General features: G+C 67.9%; 16 protein-coding genes and 1 pseudogene. 11 read left to right on the top strand and 6 right to left on the bottom strand.

Annotation, left to right across the window (positions count from 1 at the left end):
* Positions 1-46: 46 nt before the first annotated feature.
* The 6 genes from ABQE93_RS03420 (at position 47) to ABQE93_RS03395 (ending at position 9,686) form a co-directional block, all read left to right on the top strand.
* Positions 47-2,152, top strand: coding sequence for an HAD-IIB family hydrolase (locus ABQE93_RS03420; RefSeq protein WP_448412319.1), 2,106 nt, complete (start codon positions 47-49; stop codon positions 2,150-2,152).
* Between the two features lie 2 nt (positions 2,153-2,154).
* The gene (locus tag ABQE93_RS03415; protein ID WP_448405856.1) at positions 2,155-4,893 is read left to right on the top strand and encodes a sugar porter family MFS transporter; all 2,739 of its coding nucleotides are present in this window, start codon (positions 2,155-2,157) and stop codon (positions 4,891-4,893) included.
* 22 nt (positions 4,894-4,915) lie between these two features.
* Entirely contained in the window at positions 4,916-6,403 is a 1,488-nt protein-coding gene (locus ABQE93_RS03410) for a GMC oxidoreductase (RefSeq protein ID WP_448405855.1), read from the top strand.
* A gap of 35 nt (positions 6,404-6,438) precedes the next feature.
* On the top strand, positions 6,439-7,761 hold the full coding sequence (locus ABQE93_RS03405) for a DegT/DnrJ/EryC1/StrS family aminotransferase (RefSeq protein WP_448405854.1): 1,323 nt from the start codon (positions 6,439-6,441) through the stop codon (positions 7,759-7,761).
* A gap of 82 nt (positions 7,762-7,843) precedes the next feature.
* Complete coding sequence (locus ABQE93_RS03400) at positions 7,844-8,485, top strand: response regulator (RefSeq protein ID WP_448405853.1); 642 nt, start codon at positions 7,844-7,846, stop codon at positions 8,483-8,485.
* Position 8,486: 1 nt separating this feature from the next.
* A complete protein-coding gene (locus ABQE93_RS03395) occupies positions 8,487-9,686 on the top strand; it encodes a sensor histidine kinase (RefSeq protein ID WP_448405852.1) in 1,200 nt (399 codons plus the stop codon).
* 63 nt (positions 9,687-9,749) lie between these two features.
* Here ABQE93_RS03395 and ABQE93_RS03390 read toward each other — a convergent pair whose 3' ends face one another.
* The 4 genes and pseudogenes from ABQE93_RS03390 to ABQE93_RS03375 all read right to left on the bottom strand — a co-directional run.
* On the bottom strand, positions 9,750-10,895 hold the full coding sequence (locus tag ABQE93_RS03390; protein ID WP_448405851.1) for an acyl-CoA dehydrogenase family protein: 1,146 nt from the start codon (positions 10,893-10,895) through the stop codon (positions 9,750-9,752).
* 11 nt (positions 10,896-10,906) lie between these two features.
* A complete protein-coding gene (pntB, locus tag ABQE93_RS03385; protein ID WP_448405850.1) occupies positions 10,907-12,352 on the bottom strand; it encodes a Re/Si-specific NAD(P)(+) transhydrogenase subunit beta in 1,446 nt (481 codons plus the stop codon).
* Positions 12,353-12,355: 3 nt separating this feature from the next.
* Positions 12,356-13,885 carry a Re/Si-specific NAD(P)(+) transhydrogenase subunit alpha gene (locus ABQE93_RS03380; protein ID WP_448405849.1) on the bottom strand — a complete coding sequence of 510 codons (1,530 nt, stop codon included), beginning with the start codon at positions 13,883-13,885 and terminating at the stop codon, positions 12,356-12,358.
* Positions 13,886-13,980: 95 nt separating this feature from the next.
* A pseudogene (locus ABQE93_RS03375) lies at positions 13,981-14,091 on the bottom strand (CAP domain-containing protein); the annotation flags it as partial.
* Between the two features lie 140 nt (positions 14,092-14,231).
* Here ABQE93_RS03375 and ABQE93_RS03370 point away from each other — a divergent pair.
* Complete coding sequence (locus ABQE93_RS03370) at positions 14,232-14,936, top strand: TetR/AcrR family transcriptional regulator (RefSeq protein ID WP_448405848.1); 705 nt, start codon at positions 14,232-14,234, stop codon at positions 14,934-14,936.
* Complete coding sequence (locus tag ABQE93_RS03365; RefSeq protein ID WP_448405847.1) at positions 14,933-16,729, top strand: acyl-CoA dehydrogenase; 1,797 nt, start codon at positions 14,933-14,935, stop codon at positions 16,727-16,729. The genes ABQE93_RS03370 and ABQE93_RS03365 overlap by 4 nt, the downstream gene beginning before the upstream one ends.
* Here ABQE93_RS03365 and ABQE93_RS03360 read toward each other — a convergent pair.
* Positions 16,726-17,832 carry an alcohol dehydrogenase catalytic domain-containing protein gene (locus tag ABQE93_RS03360; protein ID WP_448405846.1) on the bottom strand — a complete coding sequence of 369 codons (1,107 nt, stop codon included), beginning with the start codon at positions 17,830-17,832 and terminating at the stop codon, positions 16,726-16,728. The two genes, ABQE93_RS03365 and ABQE93_RS03360, sit on opposite strands and share 4 nt — an antisense overlap.
* Before the next feature lie 35 nt (positions 17,833-17,867).
* On the opposite strand from ABQE93_RS03360, the gene ABQE93_RS03355 reads away from it, so the two are divergent.
* Complete coding sequence (locus tag ABQE93_RS03355) at positions 17,868-18,305, top strand: acyl-CoA thioesterase (RefSeq protein WP_448405845.1); 438 nt, start codon at positions 17,868-17,870, stop codon at positions 18,303-18,305.
* Positions 18,306-18,321: 16 nt separating this feature from the next.
* Entirely contained in the window at positions 18,322-18,762 is a 441-nt protein-coding gene (locus tag ABQE93_RS03350; RefSeq protein WP_448405844.1) for an SRPBCC family protein, read from the top strand.
* Positions 18,763-18,793: 31 nt separating this feature from the next.
* Here the strand turns inward: ABQE93_RS03350 and ABQE93_RS03345 are convergent, their stop codons facing one another.
* Positions 18,794-19,486, bottom strand: a complete 693-nt coding sequence (locus ABQE93_RS03345; RefSeq protein WP_448405843.1) for a GntR family transcriptional regulator — start codon at positions 19,484-19,486, stop codon at positions 18,794-18,796.
* 109 nt (positions 19,487-19,595) lie between these two features.
* Between ABQE93_RS03345 and fadD5 the strand changes: the two genes are divergently transcribed.
* Positions 19,596-21,269, top strand: a complete 1,674-nt coding sequence (fadD5, locus tag ABQE93_RS03340) for a fatty-acid--CoA ligase FadD5 (RefSeq protein WP_448406510.1) — start codon at positions 19,596-19,598, stop codon at positions 21,267-21,269.
* Positions 21,270-21,482 lie beyond the last annotated feature (213 nt).

Here is a 21,482-nt window from a genome sequence, read left to right as displayed (position 1 = left end):
CTTGCCTTGAAAACCCTCTCCCCTCTGAACACCAAGGAGATTTGCTGTGAATGCAGGATCGTCTCAACCATCGTTTGTCCTCCACATCGCGCTACAAGGCGCACTGCGCGGCCGCAACGTCGAATACGGCGTGACGGCTGACACCGGCGGCCATATCCGCTACCTCATGGGGCTCGTCGAAGCTTCCCAACAAGACCCCATGATCGAGCGGATCACGATCGCCACCAGGGCATTCCAGGGATCCCTCGGCGACGAGTACTGGCAGCCGCACGAGACCGTCACGCCGAAGATCGAAATCGTGCGATTTCCCACCACGCAACCGGAGTACCTCCCCAAAGAGGAACTCTGGCAAGAGGTTCCGGCGTTTGCCGACGCTCTGATCGACTGGATCGAGCGCCAGCCGCGGCGTCCGGACATCCTGCATGCGCACTATGCAGATGCGGGCGTGGTGGCCGCGATCGTCCGTGAGCGCCTCGGCATCCCCTTCGTCTTCACCTCCCATTCCCTCGGCCGGGTCAAGCTCGAGGCCTTCGCGCGCAGCAACGGCGAAGTCGTCTCCGATGCCCCCGAGAGCCTCAAGCACCGGCTGCAGTCCGAGGAACGCGCATTGGCCGATGCCGCCCTGGTGATCGCCAGCTCCCGCGACGAAGCCGAGATCCAGTACGCGGGCTACGACAGCTACGCGCCGGGCAAGATCCGCGTCGTCCCGCCCGGCAGCGACCTGACGATGTTCACCCACGCCCGGTCCTCGATCGCGGTCGACCGCATGATCAACCGCTTCCTCGACGATCCGGACAAGCCACCGATCATCGCGATCGCGCGGCCGGTGACCAAGAAGAACCTGGTCGCCATGGTCGAGGCGTTCGGCCAGAGCCCCGAACTGCAGAACCGGGCGAACCTGGTCCTCATCGCGGGTAGCCGCACCGACATCGACGAACTGGAGACAGAACTCGCCGAGAACCTGTCCAAGATCCTCAAGATGATCGACCGCTACGACCTGTACGGCAAGGTGGCCTATCCCAAAGACCACCGGCCCGAAGACCTTCCCGGCCTCTACGCCTATGCCCGGGAACGTCGCGGCATCTTCGTCAACCCCGCGCTCAACGAGCCGTTCGGGTTGACGTTGCTGGAGGCGGCCGCGGTCGGCATTCCCGTCATCGCGACCGACTCGGGCGGTCCCAACGACATCGTCGAGGTGTGCGGTAACGGCGTGCTGGTCGATCCCACGACGCCGAACTCGATCGCCGAGGCCGCACTCGACATCCTGCGAAGCCCGGCGCTGTGGCACAGATACGCCGCATCCGGAGCGGCGGCGGTGAAGGCCTACGACTGGAAATCACACGCGAAGCGCTACCACGGCCTGATGCGGTCCGTGCTCTCGGAGCCCGCGACGGAGCCGGCGCCGCCGACGCAGCTACTCATCACCGACATCGACAACACGCTGGTCGGCGACGAGGCCGCCCACGCCCAGTTCTGTCGGTGGCTTCAGCGCCAGGACGGCATGGGTTTCGGCATCGCGTCCGGTCGAAGCTTTCACAGCGCGATGATGGTGCTCGAGCAGGAAGGCTCACCTCGGCCCGAAGTCATGATCACCTCGGTCGGCTCCGAAATCTATTACCTGGCAGAGGATTGCACCACCTACGTCGCCGATGACGAGTGGGCGAAGATCATCGACGTCAACTGGGACCCCAAGGCGGTCAACGAGATCCTGCGCACCGAACCCGGTATCCACCCCCAGGCCGGACTCGAACAGCGCAGGTTCAAGGTCAGCTACCTGACCGACGGTGACCGCGATCTCGACCGACGGCTGCACGACAAGTTCGCCGCCGAAGGGCTGCAGTGCACCGTCACCCACAGCCACGGCCGCTATCTCGACGTCCTGCCCGTCCGCGCCTCCAAAGGCGCGGCGGTGACCTACGTCCGGCATCGGTACGGCCTGAGCGAGCACCAGGTCTTCGTCTCCGGCGACTCCGCCAACGACACGGAGATGCTGCGCGCGATGCCCCAGGCGATCATCGTGCAGAACTTCACCGATGGCCTGGCCGACCTTCCTGAATTGGCACACGCCCACTTCGCGTCCACCGCGTACGCGGCCGGAATCATCGAGGGCGTCGACCATTTCAAGAGCCGTACGACTGTGCCGGCGGTGTAGCGGTGCGCAAAGTCCTGGTCGGCGTCGCCTCGCTCGGCGGCCTGCTGTTCGGCTACGAAACGGGCGTGGCGGCCGGGGCGTTGCAGAACGCCGAGTTCGACTGGACGGGGACGTCGGACGGTCAGCTGCTGCTGAGCACCGCGACCCTGCTGGGCGCGCTCGTCGGTGCGCTGGCCGGCGGCCGGATCGCCGACGTGGTCGGACGGCGCGACGTGATCATGGGCACGACGGCGCTGTTCACGCTCGGCGCCTTCGTCAGCGCGATCGCCCCGTCCAGCCTGGTCCTGCTGGTCGGCCGGTTGGTCGTCGGGTTGGCGGTGGGCGCGATTTCCGTTGCGGCGCCGCTGTATATCGCCGAGATCGCTCCCACCCGCCGGCGCGGATCGCTGGTGTGTGTGTTCCAGCTGATGATCACCATCGGCATCCTCGCGGCCTACGTCGGCAACGAGCTTGTCGCCGACGACCCCTACGGCTGGCGCTATCTGCTGGCCGGTGGTGTCGTCCCGGCGCTCCTGCTGAGCGGGCTGGCGCTGGTGCTGGTCGAATCACCGGTGTGGTTGGCGCTGAAGGGAGATCGCGAGACCGCCGTCGCCGTGCTCCGGCGGCTGGACTCCACCGGCTCCACTGAGCAGATCGACGCGATCACCGACATGCCGCGCGACGGCCGCACCGACGACCTGTCGGCGGTGTTCTCGCTCGCGGGTCGCGGCGCCGTCTTCCTCGGGGTCGGGCTGTTCTTCGTGCAGCAGTTCGTCGGCATCAACGCGATGCTCTACTACTCGACGTCGAGCCTGACCGTGCTCTACGAATCGCTGCACTTCGGCGGTCAGGACTGGGCGGGGCTGTCGCTCGCGGCGCTCGGAGTGCTCGCGGCGCTGGTCGCCGTCGCGCTGATCGACCGGGTCGGCCGGCGCCCCCTGCTTCTGGGCAGCCTGATCGGGGCGGCGCTCGGGCTGACCACGATGGCGGTCGGGACCGCTCTTCAACCCAGTTTCACCCACGCCTACGTCATCTGCGCGGTAGGGCTGTACCTGTTCGTGGCGTCGTTCGGCGTCGGGCTGGGCCCGGTGCCCTGGGTCGCGGCCGCGGAGATCGTGCCCCTGCGTGTGCGGGGCCTGGCGATGAGCGTGGTCGTCGCCTCCCACTGGCTGTTCGACGGCCTTGCCTCACCGGCCGGGCTGTTGCTGCGCCGAGAGTTCGGTGGGCCGCTGCTGCTGGTGCTCTTCGCCGCGGTGGCAGTGCTGGGCTTCCTGATCTTGCGCCGGAGCATGCCCGAGACCCGTGGCCTGTCCCTGGTCGCGATCGAGCGTTACTTCACCGAGCGGGCCGGGCGGGTCAAAGACAGCCGCCTGGTGCACTACATGGTGACCGGCGTGGCGACGATGGGTGGTCTGCTCACCGGCTACACCTTCGCGATCACGGCCGTCACCTTGGTGCTCATCGAAGCGGACTGGAACCTCGGCGCGCTCGCGCAGGGTGTGCTGGCCAGCGTGCTGGTGGCCGGCTTGGCGGCCGGCTCGTTTCTGGCCGGCCCGCTGTCGGATCGCTTCGGGCGCCGTTACGTGCTGATGTCGATGGCGGCCTTGTTCGTCGCCAGCGCCTTCGGCGCGGCGCTTGCCCCGTCGTTTGGGTGGCTGGTCGTGGCCCGTGCCGCCGCAGGCATCGCGATCGGCGTAACTTCGCCGACCGCAGGGCTTTACGTGGCCGAAGTGGCGCCGGCGGCGATCCGCGGGCGGCTGCTGTCGTTTGAAGCCGTGGCCTACGGACTGGGCACGATCCTGGCCTACTGTGTCGGCTTGGCGTTGGAGGATCAGCCCGCGGGTTGGCGCACCATGTTCGGGTTCCTCGCGGTGCCCAGCGCCATCTACGGCGTGGCGCTGCTGACGCTACCCGAGTCGCCGCGGTGGCTGGCCGCGGTCGGTCAACGCCATGCCGCACGGCGTTCGCTGTTGCGGCTGTTCGGGGACAACGCGGAGGCCGAACTGGCGGCCATCACCGCCGAGACCCGCGGCACGGAACTGGACCACGCGGAGGGCATGGAGACCGCGGCCCGGGCGCGCCTGTGGCACCCCACCTATCGGCCGGCAATCTTGGTCGGGTTGGTGGTGATGTTTCTGATCGTGTTCTCCGGTTGGGACATGGTGCTGTTCTACGCACCGACGATCCTTCGGGAGATCGGGTTCGCCGACACCACAGTGTCTTTCGCCGCGACGCTCGGGCTCGGTGTCGTGTTCCTCGTCATGACCGTCATCTCGCTGACCGTCATCGACCGGGTCGGGCGCAAACCGATGGTCGTCGTCGGACTGTTCGTGATGGCCGCGTGCCTGCTGACCATGGCGGGCCTGACGACCGTTGAGACGTCGAGCCTTTCGCAGTGGGGCCAGGTCGCCAGCCTCGCGGTGTTCGTCGGCGCGTTCGCGTTGACGCTCGGCGTGGTCGGCGAGATCGTGATCTCCGAGCTGTACCCGCAGGCGATCCGCGGACCGGCGGCCAGCCTGTCGCACGGCATGCGAAGCGTTTTCGCGATCGTCTTCACGCTGACGTTCCCGCTGCTGCTCGACTTCCCAGGGCTCACCGTCACCCTGGTCGCCTACGCCGCGATCAGCGTCGTCGGTGCGCTGTATCTGATGCGTGCGCTTCCGGAAACGAAGGGCCGCAGCTTGGAAGAGATCGGCGCGTACTGGGAAGGCCGGCGCACCGGCGTGTCCACGCTGCCCGCACAACCACAAAAAACTCACTGACGAAACGGATTGGAAACCCCCCATGAACGGTCTCGACACGGTCTTTGAAAGCCCCATCGCCGACGTCGCGCGCGACTCCGACGGGATCGACTGCCTGGTCATCGGCAGCGGAACCGCCGGCGTCACGACGGCGCTTTCGTTGGCGGAGCGTGGTTTACGGGTGGTGATCCTGGAAGCCGGCCCGCTCAAGTTGATGTCGCACATCGGCAACGCGAAGCTGGCCGACAGCACCGGCCTGGCGTCCAAGCTCAGCGACTCGACGACCATCCCGACCAGCTGGGTCAGCCCCACCGGCACGGAAGCGGGCGCGCAGAACGATCCGATACCGGCCTGGCTCGTCGTCGGCGGGCGGACCCTGTTCTGGACCGGCACGGCGCCGCGCTACAAGCCGTGGGACTTCGACGACTGGCCGATCGATGCCGCAGACATGTCCGGCTATTACGACCAGGCGGAGGCGCTGATGCGGGTCAGCGGCAACGAGCAACGACCGCCCTTCTACCAATCCGCCGGGCAGCGCGCCGCGATCGAGCAGTTGACCGCGGCCGGGCTGCCCGCCCGACCGACCCCCGTGGGAATCGACACCGGTTCGGATCGCCGCTTGGGTGCGGGCTTCGACAGCGCCGCAGCCCGTTTGCTGGCTTGCCCGCACCTGGGCGACTTCGCCTCCGGCGCACGGGTTTCCCTGGCCGCCCAGACCGTCGCGGTGCGACTGTCGCTCGACGGTGACCGCGTCGACGCGGTGGAGGTGCTCGACCGGCGCACGGGTGAACACCTGTCGTTGCGCCCACGCCATGTGGTCCTCGCGGGCGGTGCGGTGCAGTCGGCGCGGCTGGCCCTGGCCTCCGGGCTCGAGGCGGTGAGCCCGCTGGTCGGCCGGTACGTCAACGATCACTTGTTCGTGCAGAGCACCGCGGAGTTCCCCGCGGCCCGCACCGACGCGAACATGAACGTCATGGTCGACGCCACCCCGGAGCGCGCGTTTCACCTGCAGATCCAGGGCCCGTTCAAGGGCACCTGGTATCACCAGAGCAACTCGACGATGTGGGTGAACTGCAACCCCGACGGCACCCACATGATGCTGGCGGCCTTCGGCGTCGGATCGGTGGAGAAAGAGAACCGCGTGGTGCTCACCGACCACGGCGACACCCGGTATGGGGGCATTCAGAATTTCCGTGTCATCTACCAGCGCAGCGCGCAAGACCAGAAGCGGCTTGCCGCAATGGAAGACGCGTTGGCGCAGGCTGCGACCGCGCTCGGCTCGACACCGGGCAAAACGCAGATCAATGCGCCGGGAGGTGCGCTGCACGAAATCGGCGGACTGCGGATGGGTGGGGACGCCCAATCCGGCGTCACCGACAGCCGCGGGCAGTTCTGGCGCGTACAGAACCTTTCAGCCGCCGACGCCAGCCCGTTCCCGTCCCAGGGGTCGGCCAACCCGTACCTGACGATCACCGCCTGGTCGTTACGTCACGCCGACGGGGTCGCCGAATCGCTTGGCCGCCGGCGCTGAGCCCGCACATTTCCTATGAGAACAACGGAGAAGACATGACATCGACCACCACCCACGACGAGGCGGATGCCCTCGCGATCGATGGCGGCGCACCGATACGGACGCAGCCACTGCCGTGGGAGTTCCCCGGCGGAAACCGCATCGGCACCGAAGAACTCGAGCTGATAACCCGAGTCGTCAAGGCCCAGAGTCCGTTTCGCTTCTACGGTCCCGATCTGCAGCACATGGTCGACACGTTCGAGCGGGAATGGTGCCAAGCATTCGGCTACCGGCACGCGCTCGCGGTCTGCTCGGGCACCGCCGCGCTGTCCACCGCGATGGGCGCGCTGGGCATCGGCCCCGGCGATGAGGTGCTGGTGCCCGGACTGCTGTGGGTGAGCTGTGTCTCCGCGGTGGTGCGGGCCGGGGCGATACCGCGCCTTGTCGACATCGACGAGACCTTCTGCATGGACCCCGAGGACCTGCAGCGCAAGATCGGCCCGCGGACCCGGGCGGTGCTGTGTGTGCACGTCAGCGGCGCACCGGGAGATCTGACCAGGATCGCCGAGATTTGCCGGTCCCGCGACGTGGCGTTGATCGAGGACTGCGCTCAAGCCGCCGGCGCCCGCCAGAACGGCCGGGCCGTCGGAACATTCGGCGATATCGCGATCTTCAGCCTTCAGCTCAACAAGACCATCACCTCGGGCGAGGGCGGCGTGGTCGTCACGCAGCGTGACGATCTGTTCCGGCGCGCGGTCGCCATGCACGACCTCGGCTACGCACGAGACGACGACGGCCGGCTCGACACCTCCGATGAGAACTGCCAACTGTGGGGCATCGGGGCGCGGATGTCGGAGCTGGCCGGTGCGATGGCGTTGGCGCAGCTGCGTAAGCTGCCCCACATCGTGTCGTCGATGCGGGACGCGAAATGGCGGATCCGCCGCGCGTTGGAGGGCATCGACGGCCTCGAGTTCCGTCACGTCGTCGACCCGGCGGGGGACTCGGGTCTGGTGCTGATCTTCACCCTCGCCGACGAGACGATCTGCCGCCGCTTCGTCGATGCGCTTCGGGCCGAGGGGATCTGCGGACCGTCGGGAAGCCTGGCGGTCGTGACGATGCAGGAGTGGGGTCTGCACTGGTACTGCAACATCCCCAGCCTGGTCCACAAGCGATCCAACAGCGCCGACGGGATGCCGTGGACGCATCCGGCCAACGTCTTCGCCGCCGACTACCGGTACGCGGCCGGTGCACTGCCTTTGTGCGACGAGTTGCGCTCACGCGGCGCGTTGCTCACCGTCGGCTCCACCTACACCGACACCGACATCGACGACATCATCGGGGCGTTCCGCAAAGTGGCGCGCACCCTGCTCGCCCGATGATGGCCGCGCACAGCACCGACGTCGTGTCTGTGCTGCCCGAATTTGCCGTGAAATGCCGCGTCGGCGTGCGATTCTTGGCGTCATGACCAGCGATAAGGTGCGCGTCGTCGTGGGTGATGACCACCCGATGTTCCGCGACGGCGTGGTCCGCGCGCTCGCGTCGAGTGGCTCGATCGACGTCGTCGCCGAAGCCGTCGACGGAGCCGGCGCACTCGAGGCCATCCGTACCCACAAGCCGCAGGTTGCGCTGCTGGACTACCGCATGCCGGGCATAAACGGCGCCGAGGTCGCCGCTGCGGTACACCGCGACGAGTTGCCCACCCGCGTGCTGCTGATCTCCGCGCACGACGAATCACCGATCGTGTACCAGGCGCTGCAGGACGGCGCGGCGGGGTTTCTGTCCAAGGAGTCGACCCGGTCCCAACTGGTGGCCGCGGTGCTGGACTGCGCCAAGGGTCGCGACGTGGTGACGCCGGCGCTGGCCGCCGGGTTGGCCGGTGAGATCCGTAAACGCGCCGAGCGCAACGGGCCCGCGCTGACCCCGCGCGAACGTGAGGTGCTCAACCTCATCGCCGCCGGTAGGAGCATCCCCGCGATGGCCAAGGAGTTGTTCCTGGCGCCGTCGACGGTCAAGACCCACGTGCAGCGCCTCTACGAGAAGCTCGGCGTGAACGACCGCGGCGCCGCCGTCGCCGAGGCGATGCGCCGCAAGCTGCTGGACTGACGTGGCCACGTCGCTGAGTCGCGTCGCGGCCTCCTTGGCCGCAGAACCGGTGCGCGTCACCGCAATTCTGCGGATTCCGTTGCTTGCGCTGATCGGTCTGCTGGTGTGGGTCTGGGAGGTCGACCACTGGCTGCCCGGTGTCTACGTGGCGGTGTTGGGAGTGTGGGCGGTCGCGGCGGTGGCATGGCTGGCGATCGTGCTGCGGGGGTCGATACCAGGGTGGGCGAACTGGGCTTCCATCGGCGTCGACGTCTGCGTGATCGTGGTGCTGTGCCTGGTATCGGGCGGGGCCACCGCCGCGTTGTTGCCGGTGTTCTTCGTGCTGCCGATCGTGGTGGCTTTTCAGGACCGGCCGATGCTGACCGCGCTGCTGGGGGTCGGCACCGCGCTGGCCTACCTGGCGGTGTGGATCGTCTACTCCAAGCGCGACGACTCCGTCGGCATGCCCGACATCGTCTACGCCCACTTCGGCTTCCTGCTGTGGTCGGCGGCCGCGACGACGGCGCTGTGCCTGGTGCTCGTCCGGCGCCAGGCCCGCGTGACCAACCTGCAAGACGTCCGGCGCCAACTGGTGTCCGAGGCGATGCAGGCCGACGAGCGGCACAGCCGGGAGGTCGGCGAGCACCTGCACGACGGCCCGCTGCAGACGCTGCTGGCCGCGCGCCTGGACCTCGACGAGGTGCGCGACCGCAGCGACGACCCCGCCCTGGAGTCCGTACACAGCGCACTGCAGCAGACGGCGACGGCGTTGCGGTTCACGGTCACCCAACTGCACCCCCAGGTGCTGGCCCAACTGGGTCTGACGGAGGCGGTGCGAGACCTGGTGCAGCGCTTCGAAAGTCGCGGCGACTACCGGGTGCAGGCCGACCTGGAAGATGTCGGCAAGGCGGAGTCGCAGCAGCTGTTGTACCGGGCCGCGCGCGAATTGCTGGCCAACATTCACAAACACGCCGGCGCGACCACGGTGCGGATCGGGTTGTCGCGCCGCGGCGACCGGATCGTGCTGACCGTCGACGACGACGGCAAGGGTTTTGATCCTTCCGTCGTCGAGCGGTACGTCGCCGACGGGCATCTCGGCCTGGGGTCGCTGTTGGTTCGGTTCGACGCGATGGGCGGCTCGATGCGCATCGACTCCTCACCGGGCCAGGGCACGCGGGTGATCGCGATCTCCCCGCCCGAGCCCCTCGCCGAGCAGACGTAAATGGCCCCTTTTCGAGCCGGTTTTGGGGCCTTCTGTGTCTGCTCGCGGTCAGGAGGCGAGCGGTCAGGAGGTGAGGCCGCGTGCGATCACCAGGCGCTGAATCTGGTTGGTGCCCTCGAAGATCTGGGTGATCTTGGCCTCGCGCATGTAGCGCTCGACGCGGTAGTCGCGGGTGTACCCGACGCCGCCGAACACCTGCACCGCGTCGGTGGTCACCTTCATCGCGGCGTCGGTGGCGACGAGCTTGGCGACGCTGGCCTGCTGCGAATACGGTCGTCCGGCGTCGCGGCGACGCGCGGCATCGAGATAGGTGGCGCGTGCAGTGGCCACCGCGGCGGCCATATCGGCCAGCAGGAAGCCGAGCCCTTGGTGGTCGATGATCTTGCGGCCGAACGTGGTTCGCTCGTTCGCATAGCGCACGGCCTCGTCGAGCGCGGCCTGCGCCAGCCCAGTCGCCACGGCCGCGATACCGAGCCGACCTGAATCCAGCGCGGAGAACGCGATCTGCAGGCCCTGACCCTCTTCGCCGATCAGACGGTCGCCGTCGATGTGGGCGTTGTCGTAGAACGCCGACGTCGTCGGGACCGCGTGCAGGCCCATCTTCTCCTCGGGTTTGCCGAAGCTCAGGCCGGGCAGGTCACCGGGGACAAGGAAACAGCTGATGCCCCTTGACCCTTCGCCGGTGCGGGCGAACAAGGTGTAGAAGTCGGCCAACCCGCCGTGGGTGATCCAGGACTTCGACCCGTTGAGGACGTAACCGGGCCCTTCGTCAGAAAGCACCGCCGCGCACCGCAGCGCCGCGGCATCCGAACCGGCCTGCGGTTCCGACAGGCTGTAGGCGCCGATCTGCTCACCGGACAACATCTGCGGCAGCCAGCGCTTCTTCTGCTCCTCGCTGCCGAACGCCAACAGCGGATGCGACGACAGGCTGTGCACGCTGACCGCCACCGCGACCGCCGCCCACCGCGCCGCGATCTCCTCGAGCACTTGCAGGTAGACCTCGTAGGGTTGGCCGCCGCCGCCCCATTCCTCGGGTTGCGGCAGGCTCAACAGCCCGGCCGAACCGAGCGCACCGAACACCCCATCGGGGTACGTCTCGGCCTTCTCGTGGGCATCGACGATCGGGTCGAGCACCTTATCGGCGATGTCGCGGGTCAGGGCGATCAGGTCATGCGCCTCGTCGGTGGGTAACAGTCTGTCGACCGGCATGGGTATCGACCTTAATGAGCGGCGGCGAGCGCATCTGACAGCGCGGCGTTGATCGCGTCGACCCGGTCTTTGGCGTCGCCGAACAACATCTGGGTGTTCTCCCGGAAGAACAGCGGGTTCTGCACCCCGGCGTAGCCCGACGCCATCGACCGCTTGAACACGATGACGTTGTCGGCGTTCCACACCGTCAGCACCGGCATGCCGGCGATCGGGCTGCCCGGATCCTCGGAGGCGGCCGGGTTGACGGTGTCGTTGGCGCCGATGACCAGCACGACGTCGGTGCCGTCGAAGTCGTCGTTGATCTCGTCCATCTCCAGCACGATGTCGTAGGGCACCTTGGCCTCGGCCAACAGCACGTTCATGTGGCCGGGCAGCCGGCCCGCGACCGGATGGATGCCGAACCGGACGTTGACGCCGCGTTCGCGCAGCTTGCGGGTCAGGTCGGCGACCCCGTACTGGGCCTGCGCGACGGCCATCCCGTAGCCGGGCGTGATGATCACCGACGTCGCGTTGGCCAGCAGCTCGGCCGCACCGTCGGCGGTGATCTCGCGGTGCTCGCCGTAGTCGGTGTCGTCGGCGGGTCCGGCCTCGATCCCGAAGCCACCGGCGATGACGGAGATGAACGAGCGGTTCATCGCCTTGCACATGATGTAGGACAGGTACGCACCGGAGGAGCCGACCAGCGCGCCGGTGACGATCAGCAGGTCGTTGCCGAGCAGGAAGCCCGCCGCCGCGGCGGCCCAACCCGAGTAGCTGTTGAGCATCGACACCACCACCGGCATGTCGCCGCCGCCGATCGAGGCGACCAGGTGCCAGCCCAGCAGCAGCGCCAGCACGGTCACCACCACGAGCACCCACAGCTGCGGGTCGATCACGAACCACACGGTGAGCGCGGCGAAGACCACCAGCGCGCCGACGTTGAGAAGGTTCTTGCCGGGCAGCATCAGCGGCGCCGACTTCATCCGGCCCGACAGCTTGAGGTTGGCCACGACCGAACCGGTGAACGTCACCGCGCCGATGAAGACGCCGATGACGACCTCTCCGGAGTGGATGCCCAGCATGCCCTCGGCGGCCATCTGGACGGCTTCGGCTCCGGTCGGGTCGGCCTCGACGTGCAGGTAGCCGTTCCAGCCGACCAACACGGCGGCAAGGCCGACGAACGAGTGCAGCAACGCGATCAACTCGGGCATGGCGGTCATCTCGACGATCCGCGCGCGCCACAACCCGATCGCCGCGCCGATGACCATGGCCAGTGCCAACAGACCCAATCCCAGCGGCGAGATCTCGTGGTTGATGGCCAGCGCGATCGTCGCGACCAGAGCGATCGTCATGCCGCCGATACCGAAACTGATGCCGGCGCGGGAGGTCTCGTGCTTGGACAGCCCCGCCAGTGACAGGACGAAGAGCAGCGCCGCGACGACGTACGCCGCGGTGGCGGTGGTCTCGAGACTGAACATGGGTTAGCTCCTCGTGAACATGGACAGCATGCGGCGGGTCACCGCGAAACCACCGAAGATGTTGATGCTGGCGAGCAGGATCGCGGCGAAGGACACCGCGGTGATAAGGACGTCACCGTGGCCGATCTGCAGCAGCGCGCCGACGATGATGATCCCGGAAATGGCGTTGGTCACCGACATCAGCGGCGTGTGCAGCGCGTGGTGCACATTGCCGATCACGTAGTAGCCGATCACGATCGCCAGCGCGAAGACCGTCAGGTGCACCTGCAGCGCGGCCGGTGACAGGGCGATCAGCGCGAACAGCACCGCGGCCACCGCGAACGTCACGCCCAGCCGGCGACCGTTCGACATCGGCTCCTTGGCCGGTTTGGCCTCGACCGCGGCGGCGGGTGCCGCCGCAGGCGCCGCCGACACCTGCACCGGCGGAGGCGGCCAGGTGACTTCACCGTCGCGGACCACGGTCATCGAGCGCTGGACGACGTCGTCGAAGTCCAGGGCGAGCTGCCCGTCCTTCTCCGGGGTGAGCAGCTTGAGCAGGTGGACCAGGTTGGTGCCGTACAGCTGGGATGCGGTGGCGGGCAATCGGCCGGCCAGGTCGGTGTAGCCGATGATCGTCACGTTGTTGTCGGTGACGACGGCCTGATCCTTGACCGTGCCCTCGACGTTGCCGCCGTTGGCTGCGGCCATGTCGACGATCACGCTGCCCGGCTTCATCGATGCCACCATCTCGGCGGTGATGATGCGCGGCGCCGGCTTTCCGGGGATCAGCGCCGTCGTGATGATGATGTCGACGTCCTTGCACTGTTCGGCGTAGAGCGCGGCCTCGCGGGCCTTGTAGTCCTCGCCCATCTCCTTGGCGTAGCCGGTCGCCGAAATCTCAGCGGCCTCGCCCGCCGGGTCGACGGACAGGTACTCCCCGCCCAGTGAGCGGACCTGATCGGCGACCTCGGGGCGCGGGTCGGTGGCCGTCACGATCGCGCCGAGGCTGCCTGCCGCGCCGATGGCGGCCAGCCCGGCCACCCCCGCGCCGACGACGAGCACCTTGGCCGGCGGCACCTTGCCCGCCGCGGTCACCTGACCGGTGAAGAACCGTCCGAAGCTGTGCGCCGCCTCGACGACCGCGCGGTAGCCCGCGATATTGGCCATCGACGACAGCACGTCCAGCGACTGCGCCCGCGAAATGCGCGGGACGGCGTCCATCGCCAGCACCGTTATCGGGCGGGTGGACAGCTTCTCCACCAGGTCCGGGTTCAGCGCCGGAGAGATGAGGCTGACCACGGTCGCGCCGTCGCGTACCGCGGCGATCTCGGTGTCGGTCGGTGCGTTGACCTTGAGCACGATGTCGGCGCCCCATGGGTCACCGATGCTGGCGCCTGCCTCGACATAGGCGTCGTCGGCGAAGCTGGAAGCAGCGCCTGCACCCGACTCGACGACGACGGAGTAGCCCAGCTTGATCAGCTGCCCGACGGTCTGCGGCGTGGCGGCGACGCGCGTCTCGCCCTCGTGGGATTCGCGCGGTATCCCGATGATCATCCGGGAGAGTCTGCCATCTGTCTTCTGGCGACCAAATTTCCCCTCCGACCGTCAGCGGTAGGAGGGGACGAAATCAACCAAGCGTTACCGCGGGCTCACACCGGGGGGTAGGCCGGGGGCGGGTAGACGCCGCGCAGGATCCAGGCGAACCAGGCGGCTCCGTACTCCAGCTCATCGCTCGCGTCATAGTCCGGGTTCGGATCCACGTGATCACCTCTCGAGTGCGGCTGGTTGTGGCGTAAGTCTAGACCCGTCACCTGTGTCGGCGATAGCCCGAGCACATAAACTAGCCAACCAGTTGATTGATGCCCCGGACACCTTCCGGGCCTGCATATAGTGAGTCGCCATGTCCGTTACGTCACCTGCGACACCGCCCGATCGCGCGGGCGGTTCATCGGGCAACGGGATGTCCCGGCGCGAAGAACTGTTGGCGGTCGCCACCAAGCTCTTCGCCGCACGCGGCTATCACGGCACCCGGATGGACGACGTCGCCGACGCGGTCGGGCTCAACAAGGCCACGGTGTACCACTACTACGCCAGCAAGTCGCTGATCCTCTACGACATCTACAAGGGTGCGGCCGACTTCACCGTCGACGCCGTGCACGACGACCCGTCCGCGTCGGCGCGCGAGACGATCTACCACTTCACCCGCAGGCTGCTCGTCGGCATCGCGGGCAACATCGAACGGGCCGCGGTGTACTTCCAGGAAGGCCCCTACATCACCGAGTGGTTCACCGAAGACCAGGTGGCCTACATCCGGCAGGCCGAGGCGCAGGTCTACGAGCACATCCGCGACGTCATCGACCGGGGCATCGCGAGTGGCGAGTTCTACGACTGCGACTCGCACGTGCTGGCCCTGGGCTACATCGGGATGACGCTCGGCGCGTACCGCTGGCTGCGGCCCCAGGGCCGACGCACCGCCGCCGAGATCGCCGTCGAGTTCAGCACCGCGCTGCTGCGCGGCCTGATCCGCGACGAGACCGTGCGGGTGGAATCACCGCTGGGCATCGACCAACCGAACACAGGAAGCGCAGCGCAGGCTCAATCATGAAATCCACTCTGCTGTCCCGACGTGACCTCGACTTCCTGCTGTTCGAGTGGCTGCGCATCGACGAGCTGACCAAGCGCCCCAGGTTCGCCGAGCACTCCCGCGACACGTTCGACGGCGCGCTGGACCTGTGCGAGCAGTTGGCCACCCGGTACTTCGCGAACCACAACAAGAAGAGCGACGCCAACGAGCCCAGCTTCGACGGGGAGAAGGTCACCGTCATCGACGAGGTCAAACAGGCCTGGGACGCATTCGCCGACGCCGATCTGCTCGGCATGTCGATGGACAACGAACGCGGCGGCGCGCAACTCCCAATCGCCGTGGCAGAAGCCGGCTTCGCCTGGTTCGCCGCAGGCAACATCGCCACAGCCGGCTACCTCATGCTCACCATCGCCAACGCCAACCTGCTCAGCCGGTTCGGCACCGCCGAGCAGATCGACAACTTCTTCGAACCGATGCTGGCAGGGCGGTTCTCGGGCACGATGGCGCTCTCGGAAACCCAGGCCGGGTCGTCGCTGGCCGACATCCTCACCCGCGCAGAACCGCAGGAGGACGGCAGCTACCGGCTGTTCGGATCCAAAATGTGGATCTCGGGCGGGGACCACGAGCTGACCGACAACATCGTCCATCTGGTGCTCGCCAAAATTCCCGGTGGCCCGCCCGGCACCAAGGGCATCTCGCTGTTCATCGTGCCCAAGTTCCTGATCGACGCGGACGGCTCGATCGGCGAGCGCAACGACGTGGCGCTGGCCGGGCTGAACCACAAGATGGGCCAGCGCGGCATCACCAACACGTTGCTCAACTTCGGTGAGGGCAAGTTCACCCCCGGCGGAAAGCCCGGCGCCGTCGGCTATCTGGTCGGTGAAGAGCACCGCGGCATCGTCTACATGTTCACGATGATGAACGAGGCCCGGCTGCTGGTCGGGATGGCCGCCGTAGCCCTGGGTTACACCGGGTACCTCAAATCGCTGCAGTACGCGCGCGAGCGTCCGCAGGGGCGTGCGCTGACCGCCAACGACCCCACGGCGCAACAGATCCCCATCGTCGAGCACGCGGATGTCAAACGAATGCTGTTGGCGCAGAAGGCTTATGTCGAAGGCGGGATGGCGCTGCAGCTGTACTGCGCCAGGCTCATGGACCTGATGCACAGCGCCGAGACCGACGAGGAGCGCGACGCCAACTCGCTGTTGCTCGACCTGCTGACCCCGGTCGGCAAGAGCTGGCCGTCGCAGTGGTGCGTGGAAGCCAACAACCTCGCGATCCAGGTGCTCGGCGGTTACGGCTACACCCGCGAGTACGACGTCGAACAGCACTACCGCGACAACCGGCTCAACCCGATCCACGAGGGCACCCACGGCATTCAGAGCCTGGACCTGTTGGGCCGCAAGGTGACTGCGCGCGGTGGCGCCGCACTCGGTGCGCTGGGCGCCGTGCTGGGCCAGTCGGTAACCGCAGCGGCCGGTCTCGGCGGCGAGATCGCCGAGCAGGCGGCGGCGCTGGACGCCAGCTGGCAACGTCTCGTGGCGGTCACCACGGCGATGTTCGGCTCCGGTGACATCGAAGCCGCGATGGCCAACAGCGTGGTCTACCTCGAGGCGTTCGGGCACATCGTGGTGGCGTGGATGTGGCTGGAGCAGCTGATCGCCGCGCACGGCCGCGACGGCGACTTCTATGACGGTAAGCGCGCCGCGGGCCGCTACTTCTTCCGCTACGAACTGCCAAGGACCGCACCGCAACTCGATCTGCTGGAAAGCCTGGACCGCACCACGCTGGACATGCGCGACGCCTGGTTCTAGTCGAAGACGACGACCTGACGCACCGCGGCGCCGTCGGCCAGCGCGTCCATGCCCGCGTTGACGTCGCCCAGCGCAATGGTCGACGACACCAGCGTCTCCACCGGCAACCGCCCGTCGCGCCACAGCCCGACGAAGTGCGGTATCTCGCGCGCCGGCACCGCCGAGCCGAGGTAGCTGCCGATCAGCGAGCGGCCCTCGGCGACGAAACCCAACGGCGACAGCGACATCCGCGCATCGGGGGAGGGCAGGCCGACGGTGACGGTGCGCCCGCCAGGCGCCGTCAACGCGACCGCGGTCTCCACCGCCGCGGCATGTCCGACGGCCTCGATCACCACTGCGGCCTTGACGCCGCGGTCGAGCGCATCCTGCGGCGTGTACGCGTCGCGCACGCCGAGATCCCGCGCCCGCGCCAGCTTGTCGGGCAGCCGGTCGATCCCGACGACGCGGACGTCGTCGTGGGCCAGCGCGGTCAGCACCGCGGCCATCCCGACCCCGCCGAGCCCCACCACGGCCACCGTGTCGCCTCGACGCGGCCGCCCGGCGTTGAGCACGGCACCGCCGCCGGTCAGCACCGCACAACCCAGAAGCGACGCGACGACCGGCGGCACGTCGGACCCGACGGGCACCACCGAACGGCGGTCCACGACCGCGTGCGTGGCGAACCCCGAGACGCCGAGATGATGGTGGATCGCCTCGCCGTCGCGGCTCAGCCGGCGCGCACCGGTCATCAACGTGCCCGCGTTGTTGGCGGCGCTGCCGCGCTCGCACGGCGTCAACCCGTCGGTGGCGCAGGCTGCGCACTGCCCGCACCGCGGCAGAAACGTCATCACGACCCTGGCGCCCGCGTCGACGTCGGACACCCCGGCGCCGATCCGCTCGACGATCCCGGCGGCTTCGTGGCCCAGCAGCATCGGCACCGGCCGCACTCGGCTGCCGTCGACCACCGAAAGGTCCGAATGGCACAGCCCGGCGGCTTCGATGCGCACCAGCAGTTCGCCCTCGCCCGGTGGCGCGAGGTCCAGCTCGCCCACCGACAGCGGCCGCGATTCGGCGTATGGCCGGGGCCGACCGATTTCCTCGAGCACTGCACCGCGGATTCGCATGGTTACCAGCCTGCCGCGGCTGACACACTGCTGCCATGACCAACGCCGAGGCGATCCCGAGTGCGGGGGACTTTCCGGTGCACTGGCCGGTGTCGACGCGGTGGATGGACAACGACATGTTCGGCCACCTCAACAACGCGGTGTACTACGGGCTGTTCGACACGGCGATCAACGGCTGGATCAACACCACCTGTGGGATCGACCCGGTGACGGCGCCATGGCTCGGCGTGGTGGCCGAGTCGGGCTGTCGCTACTTCTCCGAGGTGAAGTTTCCCGAGCCGTTGACGGTCGGCCTCGCGGTGACCCGGTTGGGCAACAGCAGCGTCACCTACCGGTTGGGGCTGTGGCGGTCCGACGGGCCGGTCGCCGCGGTGGGGCACTGGGTGCACGTCTATGTCGACCGGGCCAGCCGCAGGCCGGTGCCGATACCCGAGCCGATCCGCGCACTGCTGGAGACGGCGCGCACGGAATAGTCGATATGCTCGACGAATGCCGCTCGTGAGCAAGACCGTCGAGGTGTCGGCGCCCGCCGAAGCGATCATGGGGATCGTCGTCGACTTCGAGTCGTATCCGGAATGGAACCCCGAGATCAAGGGCTGTTGGGTGCTGGCGCGCTACGACGACGGCAGACCGAGCCAGCTTCGCCTCGACGTCGTCGTGCAGGGGCAGTCGGGGACCTTCATCACCGCGGTGTACTACCCGGGCGACAACCAGATTTACACGGTGCTGCAGCAGGGCGACCATTTCGAGAAACAGGAGCAAAAGTTCTCGGTGGTGCCGATCGGGTCGACGTCGCTGCTGACCGTCGACCTCGACGTCGAGACCAAGCTCGCGATCCCCAAGACGATGGTCAAGAAGGCGATCGCCGACACCCTCGACTATCTGGCCGACAACCTCAAGGCCCGCGCCGAACAGCTCGCCGCGAAGTAGCGCTCGGCCACGGCGGCGGGCGCCAGAAAGCTCAGCTCCACAGCCCCGACTCCTCCAGCCGCGCGATCAACCGCTGCGCGCCGTCGGTGAACTCGCCACCGGTCAGCGCGACGACCGCGGCGGCGTCGCGCCTGCGCAGCGCGGCGATGAGCTCGGTGTGCCGGGCCACCGCCGAACCGCCCCAGCCCGGATCGCCGGTGTAGACCCTGCCGGGCAGGTAGCGGGCGACGTGCAGCAGGAACCACGCCAGCTTGAGCCGCCCGGCGGCCAGGTTGAACGCCCGGTGAAACGCGAACTCGGCGGCCGCGATCTCCTTGGCGTCGACCTGCTCGATCGCGGCGGCCAGCGCGTCGTTGAGCTCCTCGAGCTCGTCGATCTGCGCGTCGGTGATGCGTTCGGTGACCGTCGCGGCCAGCTCCTTGGCGATCGTGCCCTGCAGCCAGAAGATGTCCTCGACATCGGAACGCGTCAGCGGGACGACCACATGTCCGCGGTGCGGTTCCAGCTGCACCATGCCTTCCCCGCGCAGGGTGCGCAACGCTTCTCGCACCGGGGTGATGCTGACGCCGAGCCGGGCGGCGGTCTCGTCGAGCCGGATGTAGGTGCCCGAGCGCAGCGCCCCGGTCATGATGTCGGCGCGGAGCCGGCCGGCGACCTCATCGGACAGCTGTTCGCGACGCATTCCGCGGCGGGGCCCCCGGAACGGGGTGGCGGGTGCGTTCACTATCGTCTCCGGTCATCAAGGCGAGGACTTGTCCCTGCGCGGCCGAGGCCATAGTGTGACCGGGGCAACACCCATGTTTGATCAAATATCAACGCTGCGCAACCCACGGATGGAGCAGACGCTGTTGACCTCGTCCTCGATGCCGGACCAGACCGAGCAGCCGTACCTGGCGCGCAGGCAGAACTGGACCAACCAGCTCGCCCGCCATGCACTGATGCAGCCCGACGCCGTCGCGCTGCGCTTCCTCGGCCGCACCACCACTTGGCGTGAACTCGACGAGCGCGTCGCCAACCTCGCGGGCGCGCTGAGCCGGCGCGGGGTGGCCTTCGGGGACCGGGTGCTGATCCTCATGCTCAACCGCACCGAGTTCATCGAGTCGTTCCTCGCGGTCAACAAGCTCGGCGCGATCGCCGTCCCGGTCAACTTCCGGATGACCCCGCCGGAGATCGCGTTTCTGGTCAGCGACTGTCAGGCCAAGGTGGTCATCACCGAGGAGGTGCTCGCAGGCGTCGCGACCGCGGTGCGCGACCTGGACGCGACGCTGACCACCGTGATCGTCGCCGGCGGTGCGACCGACCAGAACGTGCTCGGCTACGACGACCTGATCGCCGGGGCCGGGGAACCCGCCGAGGTCCCCGATGTTCCAGACATCCCCAACGACTCGCCTGCGCTGATCATGTACACCTCGGGCACGACCGGCCGCCCCAAGGGCGCGGTGCTCACCCACACCAACATCGCCGGGCAGGCGCTGACGTTCCTGTTCACCAACGGCGCCGACATCAACAACGACGTCGGCTTCATCGGCGTCCCGTTGTTCCACATCGCCGGTATCGGCAACATGATCCCCGGGCTGCTGCTGGGTCGGCCGACGGTCGTCTATCCGCTGGGCGCATTCGATCCCGGCGCGCTGCTCGACGTGCTCGAGGCCGAGCGGGTGACCGGCATCTTCCTGGTACCCGCGCAGTGGCAGGCGGTGTGCGCCGAACAGCAAGCCAGGCCCCGCCAGCTGCAGCTGCGCGTGCTGTCGTGGGGTGCCGCGCCGGCCTCGGACACGCTGCTGCGCACCATGTCCGAAACCTTCCCTAGCTCGCAGATCCTCGCGGCGTTCGGCCAGACCGAGATGTCGCCGGTGACGTGCATGCTGTTGGGCGACGACGCGATCCGCAAGCTCGGCTCGGTCGGCAAGGTGATCCCGACCGTCGCCGCCCGCGTCGTCGATGACGAGATGAATGACGTGCCGATCGGCGAGGTGGGGGAGATCGTCTACCGGGCGCCGACCCTGATGGCCGGCTACTGGAACAACCCGAAAGCCACCGCCGAGGCGTTCGCCGGCGGGTGGTTCCACTCCGGCGACCTGGTTCGCCAGGACGAAGAGGGCTACGTCTGGGTCGTCGACCGCAAGAAGGACATGATCATCTCCGGCGGCGAGAACATCTACTGCGCGGAGGTCGAGAACGCGCTCGCCGGCCATCCGGCCATCGCCGAGGTGGCGGTGATCGGTCGCGCGGACGAGAAGTGGGGTGAGGTGCCCGTCGCGGTGGTGGCGCTCGGCCCCGACGCCGGCACCGATCTTGACCTGCGTGATCTTGATCGGTTCCTGTCGGAACGGCTGGCCCGGTACAAGCACCCGAAGGCTCTCGAGGTGGTCGACACCCTGCCGCGAAACCCGGCGGGAAAGGTGCTCAAAACCGAGTTGCGCACCCGCTTCGCGGCAGCCGGATCCACCGATGCCGGCGAAAGCCGTACTCCGCCAACAGTTTCTGCCGGGGCGCAAGAAGACTAAAGAAATGAACAGAGGGTTGGCGACGCCGACGACGCGAATACTGCAGATGCCGTGCACGGCGAGGATGCGATCGGGTACAGTCCGGTGGTCTGCCTTACTACTGGCGAGTAAGGAGACGAAGGTCACAGGCACCAGGCTCGGGCAAGGAGGGCGCGTGCGACAGGCGCAGCTGTTGCGCCACGACAGTCGCGACTACGTCGTGGGAGGACACTG

The sequence above is a fragment of the Mycolicibacterium sp. XJ662 genome, assembly GCF_053484035.1.
The sequence above is the reverse complement of the archived record's forward strand: the minus strand, read 5'-3'. Positions and strand labels throughout refer to the sequence as shown.